Below are 25,360 nucleotides of genomic sequence, written 5' to 3' on the forward strand. Positions count from 1 at the left end.
GGGCGTCCGGCGCTCCGGCCGTGCCCCGCGTCCGGGAAGCCGCCGCGCGGCACGCCCGGGGACCGCTCAAGCGACCGACTGCCACCAGCCGTCCACCGCGGGCGGGTCGTCCACCACCACCCGCTCGCCGGGCCGCGGTACGGCCAGCCGCACGTCGCGCGCCTTGGCCTCGGCCCAGAGCCGGTCCACCGGCTCGGACCAGTCGTGCAGGGCCAGGTTGAAGGTGGCCCAGTGCACCGGGATCAGCAGCCCGCCGCGCAGGTCCAGGTGGGCGCTGACCGCCTCCTCGGGGAACATGTGGATGCTCGGCCAGGCCCGGTCGTACGCGCCGATCTGCATCAGGGTCACGTCGAACGGGCCGTGCTCCGCGCCGATCTCGGCGTACCCGTCGAAGTAACCGGAGTCACCGGTGTAGAAGACCTTGCGCCGCGCCCCGGCGATCACCCACGAGCTCCACAGCGTGCTGTCGCGGCGCAGCCCCCGCCCGGAGAAGTGCTGGGCCGCGGTGGCGGTGATCTCCAGCCCGGCCACCCGGTGGCACTCCGACCAGTCCAGCTCGACGATCCGGTCCGCCGGTACGCCCCAGCGGTCCAGGTGCGCGCCGACCCCGAGCGGCACCAGGAACGGCGCGGACTGGCTGGCCAGCAGCGCCTGCACGGTGGCCATGTCGAGGTGGTCGTAGTGGTCGTGCGAGATCAGGATCGCGTCCACCGGCGGCAGCTCGTCGAGGCGTACCGGGGGCTCGTGCAACCGGCGGGGGCCGACCAGGGCCGACGGCGAGCAGCGTTCGCTCCACACCGGATCGAGCAGCACCCGCCGGCCCTCGATCTCGATCAGCGCCGAGGCGTGGCCGTACCAGACGACGTTCAGCTGCCGGTCGGTGTCGGTGGCCGGCGGCTCGGCCGGGCGCAGCAGCGGCACCGCCGAGCGGGGCCGGCGCTGCTGCTTGCCGAAGACCAGTTCCCAGAGCAGGTTGCGGCCGGGGTCGGCGACCATCGTCCGGGTGCTCGCCTTGTTGTGGAAGGTGCCGTCGCGGAACTGCGGCGAGCGGGCGGCCCGCTCGGCCCGGGCACCGGTCAGCCGGCCGCCGAGCGCCGCCGGTACGTCCCGGGCGACCCAGGCCAGCCCGGCCAGCGCGGCCAGCCCGACGCCGCCGCGCAGGCGGCGCCCCCACTCCTGGTCGAGTTCCGATCGCCCCACTGGTCGCCGCATCGCCGTCCCCTCCGCCGTCTCCCGCCCTACACGGTAGCCAGCGCGGTGCCGCCGTGGCCGGGCGAATCCGGCGGCCACGGCGGCCCGCGGGCGCTCAGCCGCCGTTGCTCGGCCGTTGGGCGGCCAGCCGGTGGGTCACCCCGGCGCCGCTGAGGTTGGCCGTCACGTCCAGCATCCGCCGGCCCAGCCGGGCCCGGGCCGCCACGGCGGGGTGGGTGGCGCCGTAGTTGTCCGGGTCGGCCTGCCCGTCGGCGAAGAGCACGTATGTCACCAGCGGCGCTCCGGCGGCGTCGAAGATCACGCCGGCCTCGTGCCGGGCGTCGGCGAACCAGCCGGCCTTGGTGGCGATCCGGGCCCGCTCGGCCGACGACGTGGTGCGCCGGATCCCCTCGTTGAACGCGATGGGGGAACGCAGCAGCTTGAGCAGGAACGCGGTGGAGGCGGGCGTGAGCAGGGTGCCGGCGACCAGCGCCCGGAGCAGGTCGTGCGTCTCTCGGGGCGTGCTGGTGCCGAGGAAGAACCGGTTCGGGTTGGCCACCGGCTGCACCTGCGTCTTCGGGAAGCCCTTGGCCACCAGGATGCTGTTCAGCTCGGCGGCCGGGCAGACCAGGCCGCAGAGCCGTACCGCCGTGTCGTCCGAGACGGTCAGCAGGGCGGCCAACGCGTGGCCGAGGGTGACCGAGCTGGGGTAGGCGTTGTCCAGGCTGAAGATGCCGTCGCCGCCGGGCACCACGATCGAGGCGGTCACGTCGACCCGCTGGTCCAGCGTGAGCAGCCCCCGGTCGACCTTGTCCAGCACCGCCACCGCGACCGCGATCTTGTTCACGCTGTACGCCTCGAGCACCTGGTCGGGCGAGTCGGCCACGACCTCCAGCGGCCCGTCTGCGGTGGCCAGGCTGAGGTACGCCTGCCAGTTCCCGCCGGCCACCGTCGTCTCCCGCAGGTAGGCCGCCTGGATCAGCGGCGCGACCAGTTCCGGTCGGGCGGCGACCCGGGTGGACCGGCCGGCCACGGCCGACGATCCCGGGTCAGCGGCGGCGGGCACGGCGCCACCCAGCACCGTGCCGGCGGTGGCCACCGTGCCGATGCCCAGTGCGGTCCTGCGGTTCACTCTGATGGCCAATCGTCTCTCCCGTCCGGCGCGGATCGTGTCCTCCGGCCACCATAGGGGAAGAGATCGAAGTGGGTGATCCCGTGCTCACGACGGCCGTCGCCGCAGCGCCGATCCGACCGCGCCGGGCAGGGCGCCGACGGCGCGGGCCAGCTGCCCGAGGTCGGGCAGCCAGCCGCCGCGGACCACCTCGCTGGACGGGTCGGGGGCGAACACCACCCCGTCGCGCGGCGGCGTTCGCCGGTCGGTCAGCGCGAGCAGCCGCATCAGCGGTCCGACCAGGACGTCGTAGACGCCGGGCAGCGCGGTGAAGCCGACCCGCATCACCGCGTTGGCCCGGCCGACGGAGATCTCCCGGCGGGGCCGGTCGGCGCAGTCCAGGATGGCCCGGGCGACCCGCTCCGGGGTGGTGACCGGCAGCGGCGGGCGGCCGAGCAGGCCCAGGTGGTTGGCGGCGCGCTGGTAGACCGGGGTGTCCACACTGCCCGGACTGATCACGCAGACCTCGACGCCAGGGGTGTCCCGGGCCTCCTGCTGCAACACCCGGGCCAACCCGTGCAGGCCCCACTTGCTGGCCACGTAACCGCTCAGATAGGGGGCGGTGATGTGCCCGAGCACCGAGCCGACGAGGATCAGGGTGCCGCCGCCGGCCGTCCGGAACTGGCCCAGCGCCACCCGGGCCACCGCCGCGGCGGCCAGCAGGTCGGTGCGGACCACCTGCTCGAAGACCCGCGCCGGGGTCTCCTCGAACCGGCCGTACGCCATCACCGCCGCGGTGTGCAACCACACGTCGACGCCGCCGAACCGGTCCACCGCCGCGTCCGCGAGCGCGTCCACCGCGCCGTCGGCCGTGATGTCGGTCGGTACGTCCAGCGCCTGGGCGCCGGCGGCCGTGCACTCGGCGCGTACCTCGGCGAGGGTGGCGGGGGAGCGGGCGGCGAGCACCAGGCGGTCCCCGCGCCCGGCGAAGGCCCGGGCCGCCGCCCGGCCGATCCCGCTGGTGGCGCCGGTGACCACCACGACCCGGCTCACGGTTCGAGCACGACCTTGACGCAGCCGTCCTCCTTCTTCTGGAACATCTCGTACGCCTGCGGCGCCCGCTCCAGCGGAAGCCGGTGGGTACGCAGGTCCGCCACGCCCAGCGGGTCGGTGTCGTCGGCGAGCAGCGGCATGATCTCGTCGACCCAGCGGCGTACGTGGCACTGCCCCATCCGCAGCTGCACGCCCCGGTCGAACATCTCCATCAGGGGCATCGGGTCGACCTCGCCGCCGTACACCCCGGAGACGGAGACGGTGCCGCCGCGGCGGACCGCCTTGAGCGCGGCCTTGAGCACGACGAGCCGGTCGACGCCGATCTTGTCGGTCATCGTCCGGGCGAGCGCGTCCGGCAGCAGCCCCGCGGCGGTCTGGGCGAGCTTGCCCAGCGGCGCGCCGTGCGCCTCCATGCCGACCGCGTCGATCACCGCGTCCGGGCCGCGCCCGTCGACCAGGTCGATCAGCGTGCCCGGCACGTTGTCCAGCTCGCTGACGTCGAGCACCTCGATGCCGTGCCGGCGGGCCATCGCCAGCCGTTCCGGCACCAGGTCCAGCCCGATCACCCGGCCCGCGCCGAGGTGCCGCCCGATCCGGGCGCAGAACTGGCCCACCGGGCCCAGCCCGAAGACGGCCAGGGTTCCGCCCGGCGGGGTGTCGGCGTAGCGCACCGCCTGCCAGGCGGTGGGGAGGATGTCGGAGAGGTACAGCCAGCGCTCGTCGGCGCCGGTCTCCGGCACCGTGATCGGGCCGAACCCGGCGTGCGGCACCCGCAGGTACTCGGCCTGCCCGCCGGGCACCGACCCGTAGAGCGAGGTGTAGCCGAACAGGGCGGCGCCCTTGCCCTGCGCGGTGACCTGGGTGGTTTCGCACTGCGCGTACAGCTGGCGGTCGCACATCCAGCAGGAGCCGCAGGAGATGTTGAACGGCACCACCACCCGGTCACCGGGCTTGAGTCGGGTCACGCCGGGACCGACCTCCTCGACGATGCCCATCGGCTCGTGGCCGAGTACGTCGCCGGGCTTCAGGTAGGGCCCGAGCACCTCGTACAGGTGCAGGTCGGAGCCGCAGACCGCGGTGGAGGTTACCCGGATGATCGCGTCGGTCGGCTCTTCGATCCGCGGGTCGGGCACCTCCTCCACCCGTACGTCCCGCTTGCCCTGCCAGGTCAGTGCCTTCATGCCCGATTCCCTTCGCCGTACGCGTCCCCCCGTGGGTGCTACCCCGGCAGACCGGGTTGAACCGGCCGTCGGGCGGGTGGTCCCGGCCGAGCCGTGGCTCGGCCGGGAGAGCTGGGAAAGGGGGACGGGCCGCCGCGCTCCCGATCGGGGAGTGCGGCGGCCCGTCCGACGAGCCGCCAGGCTCAGGAGCCGGGGGTGTCGCCCCGCTTGGCGGTGGCCTTCAGGTAGTCCCGGTTCAGCCGGCCGATGGTGTTCAGCGGGATGCCCTTCGGGCAGACCACCGTGCACTCGCCGGCGTTGGTGCAGCCGCCGAAGCCGGCCTCGTCGTGCGCGTCGACCATGCCGATCACCCGGGTGTACCGCTCGGGCTGGCCCTGCGGCAGCAGCGAGAGCTGGGTGACCTTGGCCGCGGTGAAGAGCATGCCCGAGCCGTTCGGGCAGGCCGCCACGCAGGCGCCGCAGCCGATGCAGGCCGCCGACTCGAAGGCGGCGTCCGCGTTGGCCTTGGCCACCGGCACCGAGTGCGCCTCGGGGGCGCTGCCGGTCGGCGCGGTGATGTAGCCGCCGGCCGCGATGATCTTGTCGAACGCGCCGCGATTGACCACCAGATCCTTGATCACCGGGAAGGCCCGGGCCCGCCACGGCTCGATGTCGATCGTGTCCCCGTCCTTGAACTGCCGCATGTGCAGCTGGCAGGCGGTGGTGCCGCGCTGCGGCCCGTGCGCGTTGCCGTTGATCATGAGGCCGCACATGCCGCAGATGCCCTCGCGGCAGTCGTGGTCGAACGCCACCGGCTCCTCGCCGTTGAGGATCAACCGTTCGTTGAGCACGTCGAGCATCTCCAGGAACGACATGTCCGGGGAGACGTCGTCGACCTGGTAGGTCACCATCCGACCCTTGTCCTCGGGGCCGGACTGGCGCCAGATGCGCAGGGTCAGGTTCACTTGTAGCTCCGCTGCGTGGGGTGGACGTATTCGAACTTCAGGTCTTCCTTGTGCAGCACCGAGGGCTCGCCGGTGGCGGTGAACTCCCACGCCGCGACGTACGCGAACCGCTCGTCGTCGCGCTGCGCCTCCCCGTCCGGGGTCTGGTGCTCGGCCCGGAAGTGGCCGCCGCAGGACTCCTCGCGGTGCAGGGCGTCGATGCACATCAGCTCGGCCAGCTCGAAGAAGTCGGCCACCCGGCCGGCCTTCTCCAGCGACTGGTTGAGCCCGTCACCGTCGCCGAGCACCCGGACCCGCTGCCAGAACTGCTCCCGCAGGGCCCGGATCTCGTCGATCGCCTTGCGCAGCCCGGCCTCGCTGCGCTCCATGCCGCAGTGCTCCCACATGATCTGGCCCAGCTCGCGGTGGAACGAGTCGACGGTCCGGTCGCCGTTGACCGCCAGCAGCCGCTGGATCCGGTCCTCGACGTCGCGCCGCGCCTCGACCGCCGCCGGGTGGCTGCCGTCGACCTTCTCGAACGGGCCGGCGGCCAGGTAGTTGGCGATGGTGTTCGGCAGCACGAAGTAGCCGTCGGCCAGGCCCTGCATCAGCGCCGAGGCGCCGAGCCGGTTGGCGCCGTGGTCGGAGAAGTTCGCCTCACCGATCACGAACAGGCCGGGGATGGTGGACTGCAGGTCGTAGTCGACCCAGAGGCCGCCCATCGTGTAGTGCACGGCGGGGTAGATCCGCATCGGCACCTCGTACGGGTCCTCGCCGGTGATCCGCTCGTACATCTCGAAGAGGTTGCCGTACTTGGCCTCGATGGCCTTGCGGCCGAGCCGCTGGATCGCGTCGGCGAAGTCGAGGTAGACGCCGAGCCCGGTCGGGCCGACGCCGCGCCCCTCGTCGCAGACGTTCTTGGCGGCCCGGGAAGCGATGTCCCGGGGCACCAGGTTGCCGAAGGAGGGGTAGATCCGCTCCAGGTAGTAGTCCCGCTCGTCCTCGGGGATGTCCTTCGGGCCGCGGGTGTCGCCCTTGGCCTTCGGCACCCACACCCGGCCGTCGTTGCGCAGCGACTCGCTCATCAGGGTCAGCTTCGACTGGTGGTCGCCGGAGACCGGGATGCAGGTCGGGTGGATCTGGGTGTAGCAGGGGTTGGCGAAGTACGCGCCCTTGCGGTGCGCCCGCCAGGTGGCGGTGACGTTGCAGCCCTTGGCGTTGGTGGAGAGGTAGAAGACGTTGCCGTAGCCGCCGGAGGCGAGCACCACCGCGTCCGCGAACTCGCATGTGATCTCGCCGGTGACCAGGTCCCGGACCACGATGCCCCGGGCCTTGCCGTCGACGACGATCAGCTCCAGCATCTCGTGCCGGGCGTTCATCTCCACGTTGCCCAGGCCGATCTGCCGCTCCAGCGCCTGGTACGCGCCGAGCAGCAGCTGCTGGCCCGTCTGGCCCCGGGCGTAGAAGGTGCGCTGCACCTGGGCGCCGCCGAACGAGCGGGTGTCCAGCAGGCCGCCGTACTCGCGGGCGAACGGGACGCCCTGGGCCACGCACTGGTCGATGATGTTGACCGACACCTCGGCCAGCCGGTGCACGTTCGACTCGCGGGAGCGGAAGTCGCCGCCCTTGACCGTGTCGTAGAAGAGGCGGTGCACCGAGTCGCCGTCGTTGCGGTAGTTCTTGGCGGCGTTGATGCCGCCCTGGGCGGCGATCGAGTGCGCCCGGCGCGGGCTGTCCTGGTAGCAGTAGGACTTGACCCGGTAGCCCTGCTCGGCGAGCGTGGCGGCGGCCGAGCCGCCGGCCAGGCCGGTGCCGACCACGATCACCGTCATCTTCCGCCGGTTGGCCGGGTTGACCAGCTTGGCGTCGAAGCGGCGGCGTTCCCAGCGGGTCTCGATCGGGCCGTCGGGAGCCTTGGTGTCGGCGATCGGGTCGCCCTCGGTGTAGAGATCCATGTCAGGACACCAATCCGGTGAGTACGGCGAACGGGACCACCAGGAAGCCGGCGCTGAGCGTGACGGCGAAGACCAGGGCGGCGGTGCGCGCCCGGCGCTCGCCCTTCGGGGTCTGCTGCCCGAGGCTGCGGAACGCGCTGAACGCCCCGTGCCGCAGGTGGAAGCCGAGCGCGACGATCGCCAGGGTGTAGAAGAGCGTGACGTACCAGCGCTCCGGCGCGAAGTCGGCGACGAGGTTGGCGTACGGCTTGCTCGGGTCGCCGACCGGGTTCAGGTGGCCGGTGGTCAGGTCCAGCAGGTGGTAGATCACGAAGAGCAGGATGATCACCCCGCCCCAGCGCATCGTGCGGGCCGCGTAGCTGCCCTGCACCTTTGGGCGGTGCGCGTACCGGACGGGGCGGGCGGCGCGGGAGCGCCGGGCCAGCGCGGTGGCGGCGGCGATGTGCGCCACCACGGCGATCGTCAGCACGCCGCGCTGGATCCAGAGGAACCAGACGCCCGGCAGCAGCGGCTTGCCGATGTCGCGCAGCCAGTGCGCGTAGTGGTCGAACGAGGTTTCCCCCGTGAACACCTTCAGATTGCCGAGCATGTGCAGGATCAGGAACAGCACCAGGATGATGCCCGTCACCGCCATGACGGCCTTGAGGCCGACATTGGAGCGGATGGGCGACCGTGTTCTCGTGACTACCACGCGACCGACGCTAGGAGCAGTTTGATCAGTCGTCCAATGCATCGACCTCGTAGTCTTGATAGCCATAAGCTATGTAGATGCAGCTCCATCAGCTCCGGTACTTCGTTGCCGTCGCAGAAGTACGACATTTCACCCAGGCGGCCGACATCGTCGGGATAACCCAGCCTTCGTTGAGTAAGCAAATTCACGCCCTGGAGACCGACCTCGGGGCCCCGCTCTTCGAGCGGGTAAGGGGCAACATCAGCCTCACCGCGGCGGGCGAGGTGCTGCTGCCGTTGGCCAAGCGGATCCTCGCCGACGTCGACACCGCCACCCGCGAGGTGCAGGAGCTGGTCGGGCTGCGGCGGGGCCGGGTCCGCCTCGGCGCCACCCCGAGCCTGGCCACCTCGCTCGCCCCGCCGGTGCTGCGCCGGTTCCGCGACGCGCACCCCACCATCGACCTGCGGGTCGAGGAGGGCGGTTCGCAGGACCTGGTGCGTGACCTGCTCCGTGGCGACCTCGACCTGGCCCTGATCATCATGCCCGCGCAGGGCATCGACCCGGGCCTGCGTGCCGATCCGATCCTGCGGGAGAGCCTGGTGGTGGCGTCGGTGGAGGAACTGCCCGCCGCGATGCCGACCGGCCGGCTGCTCATCACCGACCTGCGCGACCAGCCGATGGTGATGTTCCGCGAGGGGTACGACCTGCGCGACGCCACCCTCCAGGCGTGCCGGGCGGCGGGCTTCGAGCCGACCGTCGCGGTCGACGGCGGTGAGATGGACGCGGTGCTCAGCTTCGTCGAGGCCGGGCTGGGCGTCGCGCTGGTGCCGGGCATCGCCCGCCGCCCGGGCGTACGGTTCACCCGGCTGGCGCCGCCCGGGGTGACCCGGACCATCGCGGTGGCCCGCCGCCGGGACGTGGTGCCCACCCACGCCGGGCGGGAGCTGCGCCGGATCCTGCTCGACTACGTCCGCGACGCGACCGCCGAGGGCCAGCTCCCGGCCGGCGTCGAGCCCCTGTCGTAACGGCCGGGGCGGGTCAGCGGCCCTCGGCCTCGTCCATGGCCCGGTAGATGCGCTGCTCGGAGACCGGGTACGGGGTGCCCAGCGCCTGGGCGAAGACGTTCACCCGCAGCTCCTCGATCATCCAGCGGATCTGCCGGACCGACGCCGAGGTCCGCCTCGTCGGCGGCAGGGCGGCGAGCATGTCCTGGTACTCCCGCCACACCACCGCGATCCGGTCCTGCTGCTGCTTGTCCCGCTGCGGGTTGCCCGGCAGCCGGTCCAGCCGCCGCTCGATAGCTGTCAGGTAGCGCAGCAGGTCGGGTAGCCGGGCGTACCCGGTCTCGGTGACGAAGCCGGCATGCACCAGGCCGCTGAGCTGGGCCCGGATGTCGGCCAGGGCGGCCACCACTGCCAGGTTCTGGGTCCGGCCGAGCCGCTGCTCCACCGCGTACGCGGCGGCGAGCACCCGGCGCACCCGGTCCATCACCTCGACGACGGTGTCCACCAGGTCGGCGCGCACCTTGTCGCGCAGCGCGGCGAACCCGTCGGCGTCCCAGGCCGGCCCGCCCGCCTCGCCGACCAGCTTGTCGATCGCCGCCCCGGCGGCGTCCTCGATGAGCGCCTGCACCCCGCCGTGCGGGTTGCGGCTCAGCGCCAGCTTCGCCTCGTTCGACAGCCGCCCCTGGAGGAACTTCGCCGGCGAGGGCACGGTCAGCCGCAGCAGTCGTCGGGTGCCGGCCCAGTGTGCGGCCTCCTGCTCGGCCGGCGAGTCGAACACCTTCACCCCGACCGTGACGCCCTCGTCCACGAGCGCCGGGTACGCGGACACCGCGTAGCCGGCGCGGACCTGCTCGATGCTGCGCGGCAGGGTGCCGATGCTCCACTCACGCAGCCCGGTGCGGGCCACGTCCGGCGCGGCGGCCGCCACCACCTGGCGTACCTCCGCCTTGAGCTGGCGCTGCAGGGCCGGCAGGTCCTTGCCCTCGGCGACCGGCTTGTTCTCCTCGTCGAGCACCCGGAAGCGGACCCGCAGGTGCGCCGGCAGCTTGTCCAGGTCCCACGCGTCCCGGGGCACGGTCACCCCGGTCATCCGGCGCAGCTGCCGGGTCAGCGCGTCGAGCAGCGGCTCCTCGCCGGCCGGCATGGCAGCCAGCGCCGCCCGGGCGTAGTCGGGCACCGGGACGAAGTTGCGGCGCACCGCCTTGGGCAGCGAGCGGATCAGCGCGACCACCAGCTCCTCGCGCAGCCCCGGTACCTGCCAGTCGAAGCTCTCCGCCGGCACCTGGTTGAGCAGCGGCAGCGGGATGTCCACGGTCACCCCGTCGGTCGGGGTGCCCGGCTCGAACCGGTAGGTCAGCGGCAGGCTCACCCCGTCGGCGGACCACTCGTCGGGGTAGTCGGCCTCGTCCACCCCGCCCCGGCCGGCGTTGACCAGCAGCTCGCGGGTGAAGGTGAGCAGCTCCGGCCGCTCCCGCCGGGTCTTCTTCCACCAGGCGTCGAAGTGCCGCCCGGAGACCACGTCGGCCGGGACCCGCTCGTCGTAGAAGTGGAAGATCGTTTCGTCGTCGACCAGGATGTCCCGTCGCCGGGCCCGGTGTTCCAGCTCCTCGATCTCGGCCAGCAGCCGCTGGTTGTCCCGCCAGAACTGGTGGTGGGTAAACCAGTCGCCCTCGACCAGCGCGTGCCGGATGAACAGCTCGCGGCTCAGCGACGGGTCGATCCGGCCGAAGTTGACCTTGCGGGAGCTGACCAGCGGGACGCCGTAGAGGGTGACCTTCTCGTACGCCATCACCGCCGCCTGCTTCTTCTCCCAGTGCGGCTCGCTGTAGCTGCGCTTCACCAGGTGCTGGGCGAGCGGTTCGACCCACTCCGGCTCGATCCGGCCGGCCACCCGGCCCCAGAGCCGGGAGGTCTCCACCAGCTCGGCGGCCATCACCCAGCGCGGCGGCTTGCGGAACAGCGCCGAGCCGGGGAAGAGCGCGAACTTCGCCCCCCGGGCGCCCAGGTACTCGTTCTTCTGCGCGTCCTTCAGCCCGACGTGGGAGAGCAGGCCGGCCAGCAGCGACTGGTGCACCTTCGGGGTGTCGATCTCCTCCGGCAGGTCCGCGCCGGCGGCGGTGCGCCGGCCACCGTCGGCCGCGGCCTCCCCGGCGCCGCGCCGGCCGCGTCCCCGCCCGTCCCCCTCGGGGGTACGCAGCACCTGGCGCAGCTGGCTGACGATGTCCTGCCACTCGCGAACCCGCAGGTAGTTCAGGTATTCGGCCTTGCACATCCGGCGGAACGCGCTGGAGGAGAGCGCCCGTTGCTGCTCGCGCAGGTACCGCCAGAGGTTGAGCAGCGTGACGAAGTCCGACTCCCGGTCGGTGAACCGGGCGTGCGCCTGGTCGGCCTGGGCCTGCTTGTCGGCCGGCCGCTCCCGCGGGTCCTGGATCGACAGCGCGGCGGCGATCACGATCACCTCGGTGGCGCAGCCGTTGCGCTCGCCCTCGACGACCATCCGGGCCAGCCGCGGGTCGACGGGGAGCTGGGCCAGCCGCCGGCCCAGCGGGGTGAGCCGCTTCGCCGGGTCGGTCTCGGTGACGTCCAGCCCGCCCAGCTCGTGCAGCAGGTTGACGCCGTCGGTGATGTTGCGCCGGTCCGGCGGGTCGATGAACGGGAAGGCGGCGATGTCGCCGAGCCCGATCGCTGTCATCTGGAGGATGACCGAGGCCAGGTTGGTGCGCAGGATCTCCGGATCGGTGAACTCCGGGCGGGAGAGGAAGTCCTGCTCGTCGTAGAGCCGGATGCAGATGCCGTCCGAGGTACGGCCGCAGCGCCCCTTACGCTGGTCGGCCGACGCCTGGGAGATCGGTTCGATCGGCAGCCGCTGCACCTTGAGCCGGTTGCTGTAGCGGGAGATCCGGGCGGTGCCGGGGTCCACCACGTACTTGATGCCGGGGACGGTCAGCGAGGTCTCCGCCACGTTGGTGGCCAGCACCACCCGGCGGCCGGAGTGCGGGGCGAAGACCCGGTGCTGCTCGGCGGTGGAGAGCCGGGCGTACAGCGGCAGGATCTCGGTGCCGAGCAGCGCGCGCTTGGACTGCACCAGCTTGCCCAGCGCCTCGGCGGTGTCCCGGATCTCCCGCTCCCCGCTGAGGAAGACCAGGATGTCGCCGGGCCCCTCGGCGGCCAGCTCCTCGACCGCGTCGCCGATCGCCTGGATCTGGTCCCGGACGTTCTCCTCGTCGTCGGCGTCCTCCTCCTCGGCCTCGGTGACCTCGACCAGCGGGCGGTAGCGCACCTCCACCGGGTAGGTCCGCCCGGAGACCTCGACCACCGGCGCCGGCCGGCCCTCCGGGTGCTCGTCGGTGGCGGGGCCGGCGAAGTGCCGGGCGAAGCGCTCGGTCTCGATGGTCGCCGAGGTGATGATCACCTTGAGGTCGGGTCGGCGGGGCAGCAGCTGCTTCAGGTAGCCGAGGATGAAGTCGATGTTCAGGCTGCGCTCGTGCGCCTCGTCGATGATCAGCGTGTCGTACTGGCGCAGCATCCGGTCGGTCTGCAGCTCCGCCAGCAGGATGCCGTCGGTCATCAGCTTGACCAGGCTGCGGTCGCTGACGTGGTCGGTGAAACGCACCTTGTAACCGACCACGTCACCCAGCTCGGTGCCCAGCTCCTCGGCGATCCGGTCGGCCACCGTGCGGGCGGCGAGCCGGCGCGGCTGGGTGTGCCCGATCAGGCCGTGCACCCCGCGGCCCAGCTCCAGGCAGATCTTCGGCAACTGGGTGGTCTTGCCGGAGCCGGTCTCGCCGGCCACGATCACCACCTGGTGGTCGCGGATCGCTGCCGCGATCTCGTCGGAGCGCTCGCTGACCGGCAACCCGGCCGGGTAGGTGATCACCGGCACGGCGGCCCGCCGACCCTCCAGCCGCAGCTCCGCCGCCGTCACGTCGGCGGCGATCTCGGCGAGCGCCGCCTCCCGGCGCTGCGGGTCCCGCAGCTTGCGTACCCCGTCCAGCCGCCGCTGGAGCCGGCGCTGGTCGCGGAACATCAGGGGAGTCAGGCGGCGGTGCAGGTCGCGGACGTCGGTCGCGGCGGGTGCGGCTGGATTCTGCATGTCGTGGCCAAGGATAGGCAGCCCGGCCCGGGACCGCCCCCGGGTTATCCGGCCCCGCACCGGCCGCCGGGCGAGGTGTCCCACCGCGGGCCTGCCGGGGTGGCCCGGCTGCCGGTCGCCGTACAGGTGCCGGTCGCCGGTGCCGTGGTGTTTCCGCGCCGCCCCGGTCGCCGGTCGGCGGCCCGGGACGCCGACGGGTGGCGCCGGGTCGCCGGCCGGTCGGGCGGTCCGCCGCCCGGTCTAGAGTTGACCGCCGACCGACGCGTGGGGGAGCGGGATGACGATGCGGGAGACCGACCGGGCGCTGGTGCAGGCCGCCACGGCGGTCGCCAAGTTGCGCTGCCGCAGCGAGAACCACACCGTGGCCGCGGCCGTCCGCAGCGCCGACGGCCGGGTCTTCAGCGGCGTGAACGTCTACCACTTCACCGGCGGCCCGTGCGCCGAGGTGGTGGCGATCGGCGCGGCCGCCACCCAGGGCGTGACCGAGTTGGAGACGATCGTCGCGGTGGGCGACCGGGGGCGCGGGGTGATCCCGCCCTGCGGCCGCTGCCGGCAGGTGTTGCGGGACTACTTCCCCGACCTGCGGGTGATCGTCGGCCCGCCGGACGCGCTGCGCGTGGTTCCGGTCGGCGACCTGCTGCCCGAGACGTACGTCTGGGCCGACCACCAGCTCGACGGGCCGGCCGACCGGGCGCCCGCGCCGCGCACCGGAGACTGACCGCCGCCGCTCGGCGTTCGTCTGCCGAGGCCCGGCGCCCGGCACCCGGCGCTTCTCGGCCGGCAGCCGTCGTCAGTCGTGCGGTGTTCGTCGCCCGGCGTCCGGTGCCGGTCAGTCGCCGGCGGCGGCCTCCAGCATCGACCGCGGCAGCGGCACGCTCTCGAACCGCAGGTTGCCCTCCGGCACCAGCCAGCTCATCACCTGGACGGCCAGCCGGCCGGCCCGCACCGCCGGGTCGTTGTGGTACAGCTCGCGGGCCTCCTCCGGGCTGACCGACAGGACGACGAAACCGCGCAGCCGTTCGTCGTCGGCGTCCACGAACGGGCCGGCGGCGAGGACGAGTCCCTGCTCCACCAGCCCCGCCTGGTGGGCCAGGTGCGCGTCCTGCAACCGGTCGAGCGCGTCGAGCGGCAGGTCCGGGGCGTCCGGCGGGCGGACCAGGAGCACGACCGTGTGCTGGTCGAATCGCATGCCCACACCCTAGGGCGGGGCCGGCCCGCCGCGCCCCGAACCGGCGCTGTCCGCCCTGCTCGGACGGCGGATCGACGCCGGCGAGTTAGGCTGGGCTAAGTCGGTGGGCTAAGGTAAGGCGTACCTAAGCGCGAACGTGCAGGAGATCCGTGACCACCCTCGCCACCCGACCGGCGCCCGCCGGCGGCCGGACCGGCGGCCGTGGCGGCCGCCGGGTGGCGGTCACCCTCGTCGCCGCGCTCGCCCTGCTCCTCGCCGTACTGGCCAGCTTCGCGCTGGGCAGCCGGCCGCTCCCCGTCGACCAGGTCTGGCAGGCGCTCGTCGCTCCGGACGGCGGCGAGGCCAGCACCATCGTCCGGGAACTGCGCATGCCGCGTACCGCCCTGGGGCTCGCCGTCGGGCTGGCGCTGGCGGTCGCCGGGGTGCTGTTCCAGGCGCTCACCCGCAACCCCCTCGCCGAGCCCCGGATCCTCGGCATCAGCGCCGGCGCGTCGACCGGCGTGGTGCTGGCCATCTCGGTCTTCGGCGTCGGCACCCTCGCCGGCTACGTCTGGTTCGGCATCGGTGGCGCGCTGCTGGCCGGGCTGCTGGTCTTCGCCGTCGCCAGCCGCGCCCGCGAGGGCGCCAGCCCGGTCACCCTCGCGCTGGTCGGCGCGGCCCTCGACGCCAGTCTCGCCTCCGTGGTGTACGCGCTGCTCAGCATCGACGCCCGCACCTTCGAGGAGTACCGGTTCTGGGTGGTCGGCGGGCTCACCGGGCGGGACCTCACGGTGGCCGCCCAGGTGCTGCCGTTCGTGCTCGCCGGGCTCGCGCTGGCCGCCCTGGTCGCCCGCGGCCTGGACGCGCTCGCCCTCGGCGACGACGTCGCCCGCGGCCTGGGGCACCGGATCGGGCTGGTCCGCCTCGGCGGTGGCGCCGCCGCCGTGCTGCTCACCGGGGCGGCGGTCGCCGCCGCCGGGCCGATCGCGTTCGTCGGGCTCGCCGTACCGCACCTGGCCCGGGCCCTGGTCGGCGCCGACCACCGCTGGACCCTCGCGGTCTCCGCGCTGCTCGGGCCGGCGCTGCTGCTCGCCGCCGACGTGATCGGCCGCCTCGTCGCCCCGCCGGGGGAGGTGCCGGCCGGCATCGTCACCGCGCTGATCGGCGCCCCGCTGCTGGCCTTCCTGGTCCGCCGCGCCAAGGTGGTGACCGCGTGACCGCCCCCGCCCGTCCCGTCCCGCCCGGCCCGGCCGCCGGACCGGCGACCCGCGGCGTCGCCGCGCTGCCCGGCCGCTCGCTGCTGCGGGTCGGCCCGGTCAGCGTGCAGGTGCGCCGCCGCTCGGTGCTGGTCGCCGCCACGCTGGTCGTGCTCCTGCTGGCCGCCGGGGTGCTCAGCCTCTCTCTCGGCACCCCGTACGTGGCGCCGGCCGACGTGCTGCGCGCCCTCTCCGGCGCCGGTACCCCGTACGACCTGGTGGTTCTCGACCTGCGGCTGCCCCGGCTGGTGCTGGCCGCAGTGGCCGGCGCGGCGTTCGGGGTGGCCGGCACCCTGATCCAGAGCGTGGCCCGCAACCCGTTGGCCAGCCCGGACGTCATCGGCATCACCCAGGGCGCCGGTCTGGCCGCCACGGTGGCGCTGACCACCGGAGCGGCGGCGGTGGTGGTGGCGCCCGCCGCGCTGGCCGGCGGGCTGGCCGCCGCGCTGCTGCTGCTCGTCCTCGGCGCCCGGCACGGGCTGGCCGCGCAGCGGTTCGTGCTCGCCGGCGTGGCGGTCGCCTTCGCGCTGCGGGCGCTCACCGAGGTGGTCATGCTCACCGCCGACCCGATCGACGGGCTGCGGGCGCAGATCTGGCTGATCGGCACGCTCGCCGGCAAGGGCTGGACCGAGACCGCCTGGATCGCGCTCACCCTGCTGGCGCTGCTGCCGGTGCTGCTCTGGGCCGGTTGGGCGCTGAACAGCTCGGCCCTGGACGACGACACCGCCCGGGGGATCGGGCTGCGTCCGGTGGCCCGCCGGATCGGGCTCGCGGTGACCGGGGTGCTCGCCGCCGCGACGGTCACCGCCCAGGTCGGCGCGGTCGACTTCGTCGCCCTGGTCGCCCCGCAACTGGCCCGGCGGCTGGTCCGCGCGGAGCGCCCGCCGCTGGTCTGCGCCGCGCTGCTCGGCGCGCTGCTGCTGGTGCTGGCCGACCTGGCCGGCCGGCGGCTGTTCGCCCCCACCCAACTGCCCGCCGGCGTGCTCACCGCCGCCATCGGCGGCCCCTACCTGATGTTCCTGCTGCTCCGCGGCCGCCGGCGGTCGTCGTGACGCCCGCCGAGCCCGGCCGTCGCGGCCCGGCCCCCGACCGCCGACCCTCCGAAGGAGGCGCGATGCTCTCCACCCGCGACCTGGTCGCCGGCTACGACGAGCGGACCGTGCTGGACGGGCTGGATCTGGAACTGCCCGCCGACGCGTTCACGGTCATCGTCGGCCCGAACGCCTGCGGCAAGTCCACCCTGCTGCGCACCCTGGCCCGGCTGCTCACCCCCCGCCGCGGCACGGTGCTGCTCGACGGCACGGCCATCCGGGAACTGCCGACCCGGGAGGTCGCCCGCCGGCTCGCCGTGCTGCCGCAGAGCCCGCTGGTGCCCGAGGGCGTCACCGTCGCCGACCTGGTCGGGCGTGGCCGGCAGCCGTACCAGCGCTGGTGGCGGCAGTGGTCGGAGCAGGACAGCGCCGCGGTCGACCGGGCGATGGCGCTCGCCGACGTGGCCGGGCTGGCCGACCGGCCGGTGGACACCCTCTCCGGCGGCCAGCGGCAGCGGGTGTGGATCGCCATGACCCTCGCCCAGGACACCGAGGCGCTGCTGCTCGACGAGCCGACCACCTTCCTCGATCTCGCACACCAGGTCGAGGTGCTGGACCTGCTGCACCGGCTGCGCGCCGAGCGTGGCCGCACCGTGGTGGCCGTGCTGCACGACCTCAACCAGGCCGCCCGGTACGCCGACCACCTGATCGCGATGCGGGCCGGTGCCGTGGTGGCCGCCGGGCCACCCCGCGAGATCCTCACCGCCGACCTGGTCCGGGAGGTCTTCGGCCTGGACTGCGTGGTCGTGCCCTGCCCGGTGACCGGGGCGCCGCTGGTGGTGCCCGCGCTCACCAGCCCGACCCTGGCCGCCCCGCCGGCACAGTCCACCTCGGCCGACCGGTCGGCCGCGTCCGGCGCGGGCGCGTCCGTCGGGTCCGGTGCCGCCGCTCCGGCTACCGTCCCGGCCGGCGGCACCCGCTCCGGTGCCGCGTCGTCCGGCGCCACCCCAGCCGTCGGCGGGAACGCTCTCGCCGGCTCGTACCCCTCGGAAGGAATCTGATGCGTCGTCTCGCCGCCGCCCTCACCGCGGCGCTCGCCCTCGGCGTCGGCCTCACCGCCTGCGGTGAGAGCGACCCGGTCGCCGGCACCGCCACCGGGGAGACCCGGGAGATCACCCACGCCATGGGCACCACCAAGGTGCCGGCCGAGCCGAAGCGTGTCGTCGTGCTCGACACCGACAAGATCGACACCGCGCTCTCCCTCGGCATCACGCCGGTCGGCGCCGCCACCGCCGGCGAGGCCCGGAGCTGGCCGACCTACTTCGGCGAGGAGAAGCTCGCCGGCATCAAGGAGGTCGGGGTGCTCACCGAGCCCGACCTGGAGGCGATCAACGCCCTGAAGCCGGACCTGATCCTGGGCAGCAAGTTCCGCCAGGAGAAGTTCTACGACGAGCTGGCCGCCATCGCGCCGACCGTCTTCACCGAGAAGGTGGGCATCACCTGGAAGGAGAACTTCCTCCTCGACGGCCAAGCGCTCGGCAAGGAGCAGCAGGCCAAGGACCTGCTGACCACGTACGAGACGCGGGCCAAGGAGTTCGGCACCAAGCTCGGCGACGCGGCCAACCGCAAGATCTCCATCGTCCGCTTCGTCCCGGGCAACATCCGGGTCTACGGCCCGGACTCCTTCTCCGGCATCGTCATCGGCGACACCGGGCTGGGCCGCCCCGAGCGGCAGCAGTTGGCGAACAAGGAGGACAAGCGCTTCGATCTGGTCAGCCCCGAGCGGGTCAACGAGGTCGACGGTGACGTCATCTTCGTGACGGCGTACGGCGAGAAGGCCGCCGGCGAGCAGGCCAAGGTCACCGCGGGCAGCCTCTGGAAGGGCCTGTCGGCGGTCAAGTCCGGCAAGACGTACGTGGTCTCCGACGAGATCTGGATGACCGGCATCGGCGTCGGCGCTGCCAACAAGATTCTCGACGACCTCCAGAAGTACCTCACCGCCTGACCCGAGACACTCCGCCGCCTCCCCCGCCGCCCCCAATGGGCGTGCACATTCAGAGAAAGAGTGGCTATTCCGCGAGGAATAACCACTCTTTCTCTGAATGGCGGCGTGTTCCTCTGTGTGGCGGCGGGTATCTGCTTCGGGGTCAGGGGCTGGTGCGGTGGGTTAGGGCCGCTCGAACTTCCGTGAGGAAGCCGTCGAAGTCATCGCGCATCCGCTTACTGGTCGCGTGCAGCACGATCCAGTCGTCGCCGAGGATCCTGTTGAGGCGTTGCCGGTCGCGGTGGAACTGTGCGGGATCGTGGTGCCAGAGTCCGTCGTATTCGATGGCGACCTTGAGTTCGGGCCAGGCGAGATCGACTCGGGCGACGAACCTTCCGGCTCGCGTAATGACGTGCTGGGTCACGGGGCGTGGGAGCCCGGCCTTGATGAGGCGCACCCGCAGCCGCGACTCAGGCAGCGACTCCGCGCCCGGATCGATCAGACTGATCGCTTCAGCGAACCTGCGGGCGCCGCGCTCGCCGCGGCGCGCCACGAGATAGCGATCCAACTCAGCGCGTCCGACGGCGCCGACGTGACCGAGCGAGTCGATGAGGGCGACGGCGTCGACCACGTCCAGCCAACACGCGAGGTCCCAACACGTACGTTCGACGGTGGTGACGGGCATGCCGTCGATCCGCCTCACATCGCCCTCCCGCCACGGGGCGACGTGGATCAGGAGACCGGCCAGCGGACCGAATCGAGCCGCTGGCTCGACGACCACCTCGACCTCGTCGTCGGGGCCGCAGGCGGCGCCACCATGGAGCGCCACCGCGGACCTGCCTGCAATCGCACAGCCCGGCGGGAAGAGGCACGACGCGGCGGCCTGACACCGGGTGCGGTGCGAGATCTCCAGTCGCGCGTCGGCGTAGACGTTGTGGAAGAGCCGGCGCCATGCGCTCGTGCGAAGATCGTTCTTCGTCAACAGACCACGCTGAACAACTTCGCGCGAGTAGAAGACCCGCCCGACGAGTTCTGCTGGCCGACGAGGTTCACGACTCACCCCCGCACCCTGCCCCACCCCTCCACCCCACGCCACCCCTGTGGATAACCACGCCCGGGGTGGGGTTGGGGTTCCCGGCGAGGGTGGGTGGTCAGGCGGCGGTGGACCAGATGGCGCGGAAGGCGGCGGCTTCGCCGGCCAACCAGTGCTCGATCTGGTCGAACTTGACCCCGTCAGGCATCCGGTGTGCCTGGCCGCGCCGTACGTCGACCAGGACCGGCTCGGCGTGCGGGAGGATGTGGTCCATGTGCCGGGCCATCAGGTGCAGGGTGGCGAGCACCGCCTCCTCGCTCGGCGGGGCCTCGTCGAAGTGCAGCCGGACGGCTTCGGCCCGGCCGTCGGCGTGGCGTACGCCGAAGTGGGGGTTGATCTTGACGGGCAGGTCGCCGAGCATGGCGAGCGCGTCGCGGGTCTGGGCCAGGTCGACGGCGGTCGGCTCGCCCAGCGAGCGCAGCCAGGTGGTCGCGCCCGGCACCAGCGCCTGGTAGAGCGGGCGCCAACGCGGCTTGACCACGTCGACCACCTGGTCGAGGTGGGTGCCGCCGGTGTGGAAGGCGATGTCGGCCTTGAGCGCCTTGACGAACTGGCCGTGCGGGTTGAAGCCGGAGCGGCTGGCCCGCTGCTTGCGCAGCCCGCCGACGAAGGTGGCCTTGGTGGGGCCGGTGCGGTCGACGTAGCGGGTGAAGCCGAGCAGCGTGGCGTAGGGCGTGAGCGGGGTGGAGGCGGGCGCGGTCACGGTCGTCCTCCCAGGTCAGGACGTCGATTAGTACATACATTCTAATCGACGGGCCTGACATCGCCCAGGGAACGAAAAGGACCGCCCGGGATATCCCGGACGGCCCTCGGCGGCAGAATTTCAGAGTTGGCCGACGGACGTGATCCGGACGACCGCCGCGCCCACCTCGTCCGACGCGGCGAGGTCGACCTCGGCGCTGATGCCCCAGTCGTGGTCGCCCTCGGGATCATCCAGGATCTGCCGGACCGTCCAGCGCTCCCGGCCCTGTTCGATCATGAGCAGCGCCGGGCCGCGGGCGTCCGGTCCGGTCCCGATCGTGCCGTAGGAGTCGAAGTACGGCTCCAGCGCCTCCGCCCAGGCGTCCGCGTCCCAGCCGTCGGCGGCGTCCAACTCACCGAGGAGGTCCCAGCGGCGCAGGGCGGCCAGCTCCACCCGGCGGAACAGCGCGTTGCGCACCAGAACCCGGAAGGCGCGGGCGTTGCGGGTGACCGCGGGCGGCCGGTCGTCCAGGGACGAGGCGACCTCCTCGACGTCGGACGGGTTGCGCAGCCGCTCCCACTCGTCGATCAGGCTGGAGTCGACCTGGCGGACCAGCTCGCCGAGCCACTCGATGAGGTCGACCAGCTCCTCGGTCTTGGCGTCCTCGGGCACCGTCTGTCGCAGCGTCTTGTACGCGTCCGCGAGGTAGCGCAGCACCAGGCCCTCGGAGCGGGACAGCCCGTAGAACTGCACGTACTCGGTGAAGGTCATCGCCCGCTCGTACATGTCGCGGACGACCGACTTGGGGGAGAGCTGGTGGTCGGCCACCCACGGGTGTCCCTGCCGGTACATCTCGTACGCCGACTCCAGCAGCTCGGCGAGCGGCTTGGGCCAGGTCACCTCGTCGAGCAGTTCCAGCCGGGCCTCGTACTCGATGCCCTCGGCCTTCATCGCGGCGACCGCCTCGCCGCGGGCCTTGAACTGCTGCGCGGAGAGCACCTGGCGCGGATCGTCGAGGATCGACTCGATCACCGAGAGCACGTCCAGGGCGTACGACGGGGACTCCCGGTCGAGCAGTTCGATGGCGGCCAGCGCGAGCGGCGACAGCGGCTGGTTGAGCGCGAAGTCGAGCTGCAGGTCGACGGTGAGGCGGACCCGGCGGCCGGTCTCGTCCGGCTCGGGCAGCTCCTCGACCACCCCGCCGGCGCGTAGCGCGCGGTAGATGGCGATGGCCCGCCGGATGTGCCGGCGCTGGGCGGCCCGGTCCTCGTGGTTGTCGGTGAGCAGATGCCGCATGGCGGCGAACGCGTCCCCGGGGCGGCCGATGACGTTGAGCAGCATCGAGTGGCTGACCTGGAAGCTGGAGGTGAGCGGCTCCGGCTCCGCCTCGACCAGGCGCTCGAAGGTGGGCTGACCCCAGCCGATCGAGCCCTCCGGGGGCTTCTTGCGCACCACCTTGCGCCGCTTCTTCGGGTCGTCGCCCGCCTTGGCCAGCGCCTTCTCGTTCTCGATCACGTGCTCGGGGGCCTGCACCACCACCCGGCCGACGGTGTCGAAGCCGGCCCGCCCGGCCCGACCGGCGATCTGGTGGAACTCGCGGACCTTGAGCAGCCGGGTCCGCGTCCCGTCGTACTTGCTCAGGCCGGTGAAGAGCACGGTGCGGATCGGCACGTTGATGCCGACGCCGAGGGTGTCGGTGCCGCAGATGACCTTGAGCAGGCCGGCCTGGGCGAGGGTCTCCACGAGCCGGCGGTACTTGGGCAGCATGCCCGCGTGGTGCACGCCGATGCCGTGCCGGACCAGCCGCGACAGCGTCTTGCCGAAGCCGGAGGTGAACCGGAAGGTGCCGATCGCCTGGGCGATCATGTCCTTCTCGGCCCGGGTGCAGACGTTCACGCTCATCAGCGCCTGGGCGCGTTCCAGCGCGGCTGCCTGGGTGAAGTGCACGACGTAGACCGGGGCCTGCTTCGTCTCCAGCAGTTCTTCGAGGGTCTCGTGCAGCGGCGTCATCGCGTACGAGAAGAGCAGCGGGACCGGCCGCTCGGCCGAGCGGACGACGGCGGTCGCCCGTCCGGTGCGCCGGGTCAGGTCGTCGACGAACCGGGTGGTGTCGCCGAGCGTCGCGGACATCAGGATGAACTGGGCCTGCGGCAGCTCGATCAGCGGGACCTGCCAGGCCCAGCCCCGGTCCGGCTCGGCGTAGAAGTGGAACTCGTCCATGATCACCTGGCCGACGTCGGCCCGCTCGCCCTCGCGCAGGGCGAGGTTGGCCAGGATCTCGGCGGTGCAGCAGATGATCGGGGCGTCGGCGTTGACGCTGGCGTCGCCGGTCAGCATGCCGACGTTGTCGGCGCCGAACACCTCGCACAGGGCGAAGAACTTCTCCGACACCAGCGCCTTGATCGGCGCGGTGTAGAAGGTGGTCCGGTCGTCGGCCAGGGCCGCGAAGTGCGCCGCGATCGCGACCAGGCTCTTGCCGGAGCCGGTCGGGGTGTTCATGATCACGTTGGCGCCGGAGACGATCTCGATGACCGCCTCCTCCTGGTGGGGGTAGAGGTCGAGACCGCGCTCCTTCGCCCAGCCGGCGAACGCGTCGTAGAGGGTGTCGGGGTCGGCGCTTGTCGGCAGCGCGGCGGTGAGCGTCATAGCGCGTCCATGGTGCCTGGATCATGGCCTCGCGCGCCAACCGGGCCGGGCAGAGCCGCCCAAGCCGGGCGGGCCGGCCCGCTCAGGCCGACCGGCGCCGGCCGGGCCGGGCCGACCGTCCCGGGTCAGCGGCGGCGGTGGACCAGGTCGAAGATCTCCCGCCCGGCGGTGAGGGCGCGCCGCTCGAACTTGGTCACCGGCCGGTGCGCCGGGCGCGGCGCGTAGCCGTCGTGGGCGTTCACCAGCCCGGGGTCGGCGTCCAGCGTCTCCCGCATCGCCGCGGCGTACTCGGCCCAGTCGGTGGCGCAGTGCAGCGTGCCGCCCGGCGCCAGCCGGGAACGCAGCAGCGCGACGTGCCCCGGCTGGATCAGCCGCCGCTTGTGGTGCCGGGCCTTCGGCCACGGGTCGGGGAAGAAGACGTGCACCGCGTCCAGCGAGCCGGCCGGCAGGGCCCGGACCAGGTCGAGTGCGTCGCCCTGGGCGACCCGCACGTTGCCCAGGCCGTGCCGTCGGACCAGGTCCAGCAGGTTGGCGATTCCGGGCGTGTGCACCTCGACCGCCAGATAGTCTCGATTCGGGTCGGCAGCGGCCATCGCGGCGGTGGCGTCACCCATGCCGGACCCGATCTCGAGCACCAGCGGGGCCCGGCGCCCGAACAGCTCAGCCGGGTCGACGGCCGTCCGGCCGTCGTCCGGGACCGCCAGGCCGTACGCCGGCCAGAGCTGCTCCAGCGCCGCGCGCTGGCGGTCGGTCATCCGGCCGCGGCGCGGGTGGAAGGTGCGGATCGACCGGGCCGCGGGCGGCGCGACGGTGGCGGGTTCGGAGTCGGTGGTGGTCACAGCGACCCGAGCGTACGCGACGGCCGCGCCGGATCGGATGTGATGTACGACCGGGGATGAGAGGATCCATCCCGTACGGCAGGCCCGGGCGCCTCGGCTGTCCGGCACTGCTCCAGCGCGCGCCGGGAGGGGGCATCGTGTCAGTGACCCGCGGTGGTCTGGCGCTCTCGACCGCGGCCCTGCTCGCCGGCCCGTTGCTGGCCGCCGCCCCGGCCCAGGCCGCGCCGCTGGCCGCCCCCCAGCCCATCCCCGGCCCGACCGTCTTCGTCGAGGTGAGCCCGAGCACCGTCGAGCCCGGTTTCCTGGTCGGCGTCAAGGCCAGTTGCAAGGACAATTCGGTCCCGGCGATCGTCGTCTCGGACGCCTTCGGCCGGGTGCAGGTGCAGCCGCAGCGCGGGCTGCTGACCGCGGCGCCGATGGTCCGGGAGCGCACCCGGCCGGGCAACTACCGGGTCAAGCTGGAGTGCCCGGACGGGGAGACCGCCTCGACGATGCTCCAGGTGGTCAAGGCGGTGCAGCCCAGCCGCGGCCCCGCGACCGGGTTCGGCGGCGGCGCCGGCGGGATGACCGGCGGGCTGCTGATCCCCGGTGGGCTGGCGCTCACCGTGGTCGGGCTGGTCGTCTGGGTGCTGGCGCTGCGCCGGCCCCGTACCGTCCGTGGCGCCGCCCGACGCTGAGGCCGCCGCCATGACCACCGCCCGCAGCGCGCAGCCGGGTCGCCGCCGGCCCGGCGGTCGCAGCCCGTGGTCGATCCCGCTGGCCGTGGTGCTGGTGCTGGTCGGCGTCTTCGCCACCGGGGCGGGCCTGGGCCGCTCGGTGGGGCCGCTCGACTGGGTCGCCGCCGGTGGGGACCGGCCGGCCCGCGGCGAGTCCGGCGGGCTGAAGGCCAGCCGGCCGGTGCGCCTCTCGGTGCCGGCGATCAAGGTCGCCGCGCCGGTGGAACCGGTCGGCCAGGCCCGGGACGGGTCGATCGCCGTACCGCCGCTGAGCCGGCACCACGAGACCGGCTGGTACGACCGCGGGCCGACCCCGGGCGAGCCGGGCTGGGCGGTCATCGTGGGGCACGTGGACACCAAGGACGGCCCGTCGGTCTTCCACGACCTGGGCGAGCTGCGCCCGGGCGACACGATCGAGGTGACCCGCGCCGACAACTCGGTGGTGGTGTTCCGGGTCGACTCGGTGGAGCGGTTCCCGAAGGACCGGTTGCCCGCCGACCGGGTCTACGGTCACGACGGTCCGCCCGGCCTGCGCCTGATCACCTGCGGCGGCGAGTTCGTCGGCGGCCGCACCGGCTACACCGACAACGTCATCGCCTTCGCCTCCCTCACCACCCCCGGGGCGGACCAGGGTTGACCATGAGGTTGGCGGCGCCCGGGGCGCTTCGGCTCGCCGGGGGCGGCGGCGTGCGCGGCCCGGGAGGGGACGGCGGCCCGCGTCTGGTACGCCTCCTCGGATTCCTGGGAAACCGGCTGCCGTACCA

At 73.2% G+C, this 25,360-nt stretch carries 21 protein-coding genes; 8 read left to right on the forward strand and 13 right to left on the reverse strand.

The annotated features are described in order from the left end of the window. Positions 1-66 precede the first annotated feature (66 nt). The 7 genes from FHX32_RS30960 to FHX32_RS30990 form a co-directional block, all read right to left on the reverse strand. Positions 67-1,212 carry an MBL fold metallo-hydrolase gene (locus FHX32_RS30960; protein WP_167191231.1) on the reverse strand — a complete coding sequence of 382 codons (1,146 nt, stop codon included), beginning with the start codon at positions 1,210-1,212 and terminating at the stop codon, positions 67-69. Positions 1,213-1,306: 94 nt separating this feature from the next. After that, positions 1,307-2,335 (reverse strand): serine hydrolase, encoded by a 1,029-nt coding sequence (locus tag FHX32_RS30965; RefSeq protein WP_208419618.1) that lies wholly within the window; start codon positions 2,333-2,335, stop codon positions 1,307-1,309. A 75-nt stretch (positions 2,336-2,410) separates the two neighbouring features. Then, complete coding sequence (locus FHX32_RS30970; protein ID WP_167191233.1) at positions 2,411-3,355, reverse strand: SDR family NAD(P)-dependent oxidoreductase; 945 nt, start codon at positions 3,353-3,355, stop codon at positions 2,411-2,413. Beyond that, positions 3,352-4,536 (reverse strand): zinc-dependent alcohol dehydrogenase, encoded by a 1,185-nt coding sequence (locus FHX32_RS30975; protein WP_167191235.1) that lies wholly within the window; start codon positions 4,534-4,536, stop codon positions 3,352-3,354. Before FHX32_RS30975 ends, FHX32_RS30970 begins: the two co-directional genes overlap by 4 nt. A 182-nt stretch (positions 4,537-4,718) precedes the next feature. Beyond that, positions 4,719-5,480 (reverse strand): succinate dehydrogenase/fumarate reductase iron-sulfur subunit, encoded by a 762-nt coding sequence (locus FHX32_RS30980; protein WP_167191237.1) that lies wholly within the window; start codon positions 5,478-5,480, stop codon positions 4,719-4,721. Continuing rightward, positions 5,477-7,414 (reverse strand): fumarate reductase/succinate dehydrogenase flavoprotein subunit, encoded by a 1,938-nt coding sequence (locus FHX32_RS30985; protein WP_167191239.1) that lies wholly within the window; start codon positions 7,412-7,414, stop codon positions 5,477-5,479. Before FHX32_RS30985 ends, FHX32_RS30980 begins: the two co-directional genes overlap by 4 nt. A gap of 1 nt (position 7,415) precedes the next feature. Then, the gene (locus FHX32_RS30990; protein ID WP_167191241.1) at positions 7,416-8,147 is read right to left on the reverse strand and encodes a succinate dehydrogenase cytochrome b subunit; all 732 of its coding nucleotides are present in this window, start codon (positions 8,145-8,147) and stop codon (positions 7,416-7,418) included. 35 nt (positions 8,148-8,182) lie between these two features. Here FHX32_RS30990 and FHX32_RS30995 point away from each other — a divergent pair, with 35 nt between their 5' ends. Continuing rightward, on the forward strand, positions 8,183-9,109 hold the full coding sequence (locus FHX32_RS30995) for a LysR family transcriptional regulator (protein WP_167191243.1): 927 nt from the start codon (positions 8,183-8,185) through the stop codon (positions 9,107-9,109). Positions 9,110-9,122: 13 nt separating this feature from the next. Here FHX32_RS30995 and hrpA read toward each other — a convergent pair whose 3' ends face one another. Next, positions 9,123-13,181 carry an ATP-dependent RNA helicase HrpA gene (hrpA, locus tag FHX32_RS31000; RefSeq protein ID WP_167191245.1) on the reverse strand — a complete coding sequence of 1,353 codons (4,059 nt, stop codon included), beginning with the start codon at positions 13,179-13,181 and terminating at the stop codon, positions 9,123-9,125. 277 nt (positions 13,182-13,458) lie between these two features. On the opposite strand from hrpA, the gene FHX32_RS31005 reads away from it, so the two are divergent. Then, positions 13,459-13,899, forward strand: coding sequence for a cytidine/deoxycytidylate deaminase family protein (locus FHX32_RS31005; RefSeq protein ID WP_167191247.1), 441 nt, complete (start codon positions 13,459-13,461; stop codon positions 13,897-13,899). Between the two features lie 111 nt (positions 13,900-14,010). Here the strand turns inward: FHX32_RS31005 and FHX32_RS31010 are convergent, their stop codons facing one another. Beyond that, the gene (locus FHX32_RS31010; RefSeq protein ID WP_167191249.1) at positions 14,011-14,370 is read right to left on the reverse strand and encodes a YciI family protein; all 360 of its coding nucleotides are present in this window, start codon (positions 14,368-14,370) and stop codon (positions 14,011-14,013) included. 149 nt (positions 14,371-14,519) lie between these two features. Between FHX32_RS31010 and FHX32_RS31015 the strand changes: the two genes are divergently transcribed. The 4 genes from FHX32_RS31015 to FHX32_RS31030 all read left to right on the forward strand — a co-directional run bounded on the left by FHX32_RS31015 (position 14,520) and on the right by FHX32_RS31030 (position 18,641). After that, positions 14,520-15,566 (forward strand): iron ABC transporter permease, encoded by a 1,047-nt coding sequence (locus FHX32_RS31015; protein ID WP_167191252.1) that lies wholly within the window; start codon positions 14,520-14,522, stop codon positions 15,564-15,566. Further along, positions 15,563-16,657 (forward strand): FecCD family ABC transporter permease, encoded by a 1,095-nt coding sequence (locus tag FHX32_RS31020; RefSeq protein ID WP_486481431.1) that lies wholly within the window; start codon positions 15,563-15,565, stop codon positions 16,655-16,657. The genes FHX32_RS31015 and FHX32_RS31020 overlap by 4 nt, the downstream gene beginning before the upstream one ends. A 62-nt stretch (positions 16,658-16,719) precedes the next feature. Then, a complete protein-coding gene (locus tag FHX32_RS31025; RefSeq protein ID WP_167191254.1) occupies positions 16,720-17,697 on the forward strand; it encodes an ATP-binding cassette domain-containing protein in 978 nt (325 codons plus the stop codon). After that, complete coding sequence (locus FHX32_RS31030; RefSeq protein WP_167191256.1) at positions 17,697-18,641, forward strand: iron-siderophore ABC transporter substrate-binding protein; 945 nt, start codon at positions 17,697-17,699, stop codon at positions 18,639-18,641. The genes FHX32_RS31025 and FHX32_RS31030 overlap by 1 nt, the downstream gene beginning before the upstream one ends. Before the next feature lie 142 nt (positions 18,642-18,783). On the opposite strand, the gene FHX32_RS31035 is transcribed toward FHX32_RS31030, so the two are convergent. From FHX32_RS31035 to trmB, 4 genes are all read right to left on the reverse strand, one after another. Continuing rightward, entirely contained in the window at positions 18,784-19,602 is an 819-nt protein-coding gene (locus tag FHX32_RS31035; RefSeq protein WP_167191258.1) for a PDDEXK family nuclease, read from the reverse strand. Positions 19,603-19,771: 169 nt separating this feature from the next. Next, positions 19,772-20,416 (reverse strand): hypothetical protein, encoded by a 645-nt coding sequence (locus FHX32_RS31040; RefSeq protein ID WP_167191260.1) that lies wholly within the window; start codon positions 20,414-20,416, stop codon positions 19,772-19,774. A 120-nt stretch (positions 20,417-20,536) separates the two neighbouring features. Next, positions 20,537-23,041 (reverse strand): DEAD/DEAH box helicase, encoded by a 2,505-nt coding sequence (locus FHX32_RS31045; RefSeq protein ID WP_167191262.1) that lies wholly within the window; start codon positions 23,039-23,041, stop codon positions 20,537-20,539. A gap of 125 nt (positions 23,042-23,166) precedes the next feature. After that, positions 23,167-23,880 (reverse strand): tRNA (guanosine(46)-N7)-methyltransferase TrmB, encoded by a 714-nt coding sequence (trmB, locus tag FHX32_RS31050; protein WP_167191265.1) that lies wholly within the window; start codon positions 23,878-23,880, stop codon positions 23,167-23,169. Between the two features lie 134 nt (positions 23,881-24,014). On the opposite strand from trmB, the gene FHX32_RS31055 reads away from it, so the two are divergent. Continuing rightward, complete coding sequence (locus FHX32_RS31055; RefSeq protein ID WP_167192172.1) at positions 24,015-24,557, forward strand: hypothetical protein; 543 nt, start codon at positions 24,015-24,017, stop codon at positions 24,555-24,557. 10 nt (positions 24,558-24,567) lie between these two features. Then, positions 24,568-25,233 (forward strand): class F sortase, encoded by a 666-nt coding sequence (locus tag FHX32_RS31060; protein WP_167191267.1) that lies wholly within the window; start codon positions 24,568-24,570, stop codon positions 25,231-25,233. The last annotated feature ends 127 nt before the right edge of the window (positions 25,234-25,360 follow it).

The organism is Micromonospora sp. CNZ280, assembly GCF_011759515.1.

Excerpts from the sequence above, each read along its gene's own strand:
- FHX32_RS30995 (WP_167191243.1), top strand. The coding sequence starts at position 8,183 with ATGCAGCTCCATCAGCTCCGGTACTTCGTTGCCGTCGCAGAAGTACGA.
- FHX32_RS30975 (WP_167191235.1), bottom strand. The coding sequence starts at position 4,536 with ATGAAGGCACTGACCTGGCAGGGCAAGCGGGACGTACGGGTGGAGGAG.
- FHX32_RS31010 (WP_167191249.1), bottom strand. The coding sequence starts at position 14,370 with ATGCGATTCGACCAGCACACGGTCGTGCTCCTGGTCCGCCCGCCGGAC.
- FHX32_RS31045 (WP_167191262.1), bottom strand. The coding sequence starts at position 23,041 with ATGACGCTCACCGCCGCGCTGCCGACAAGCGCCGACCCCGACACCCTC.
- FHX32_RS30960 (WP_167191231.1), bottom strand. The coding sequence starts at position 1,212 with ATGCGGCGACCAGTGGGGCGATCGGAACTCGACCAGGAGTGGGGGCGC.
- FHX32_RS30990 (WP_167191241.1), bottom strand. The coding sequence starts at position 8,147 with ATGCATTGGACGACTGATCAAACTGCTCCTAGCGTCGGTCGCGTGGTA.
- FHX32_RS30985 (WP_167191239.1), bottom strand. The coding sequence starts at position 7,414 with ATGGATCTCTACACCGAGGGCGACCCGATCGCCGACACCAAGGCTCCC.
- FHX32_RS31060 (WP_167191267.1), top strand. The coding sequence starts at position 24,568 with ATGACCACCGCCCGCAGCGCGCAGCCGGGTCGCCGCCGGCCCGGCGGT.
- FHX32_RS31005 (WP_167191247.1), top strand. The coding sequence starts at position 13,459 with ATGACGATGCGGGAGACCGACCGGGCGCTGGTGCAGGCCGCCACGGCG.
- hrpA (WP_167191245.1), bottom strand. The coding sequence starts at position 13,181 with ATGCAGAATCCAGCCGCACCCGCCGCGACCGACGTCCGCGACCTGCAC.
- FHX32_RS31030 (WP_167191256.1), top strand. The coding sequence starts at position 17,697 with ATGCGTCGTCTCGCCGCCGCCCTCACCGCGGCGCTCGCCCTCGGCGTC.
- FHX32_RS31025 (WP_167191254.1), top strand. The coding sequence starts at position 16,720 with ATGCTCTCCACCCGCGACCTGGTCGCCGGCTACGACGAGCGGACCGTG.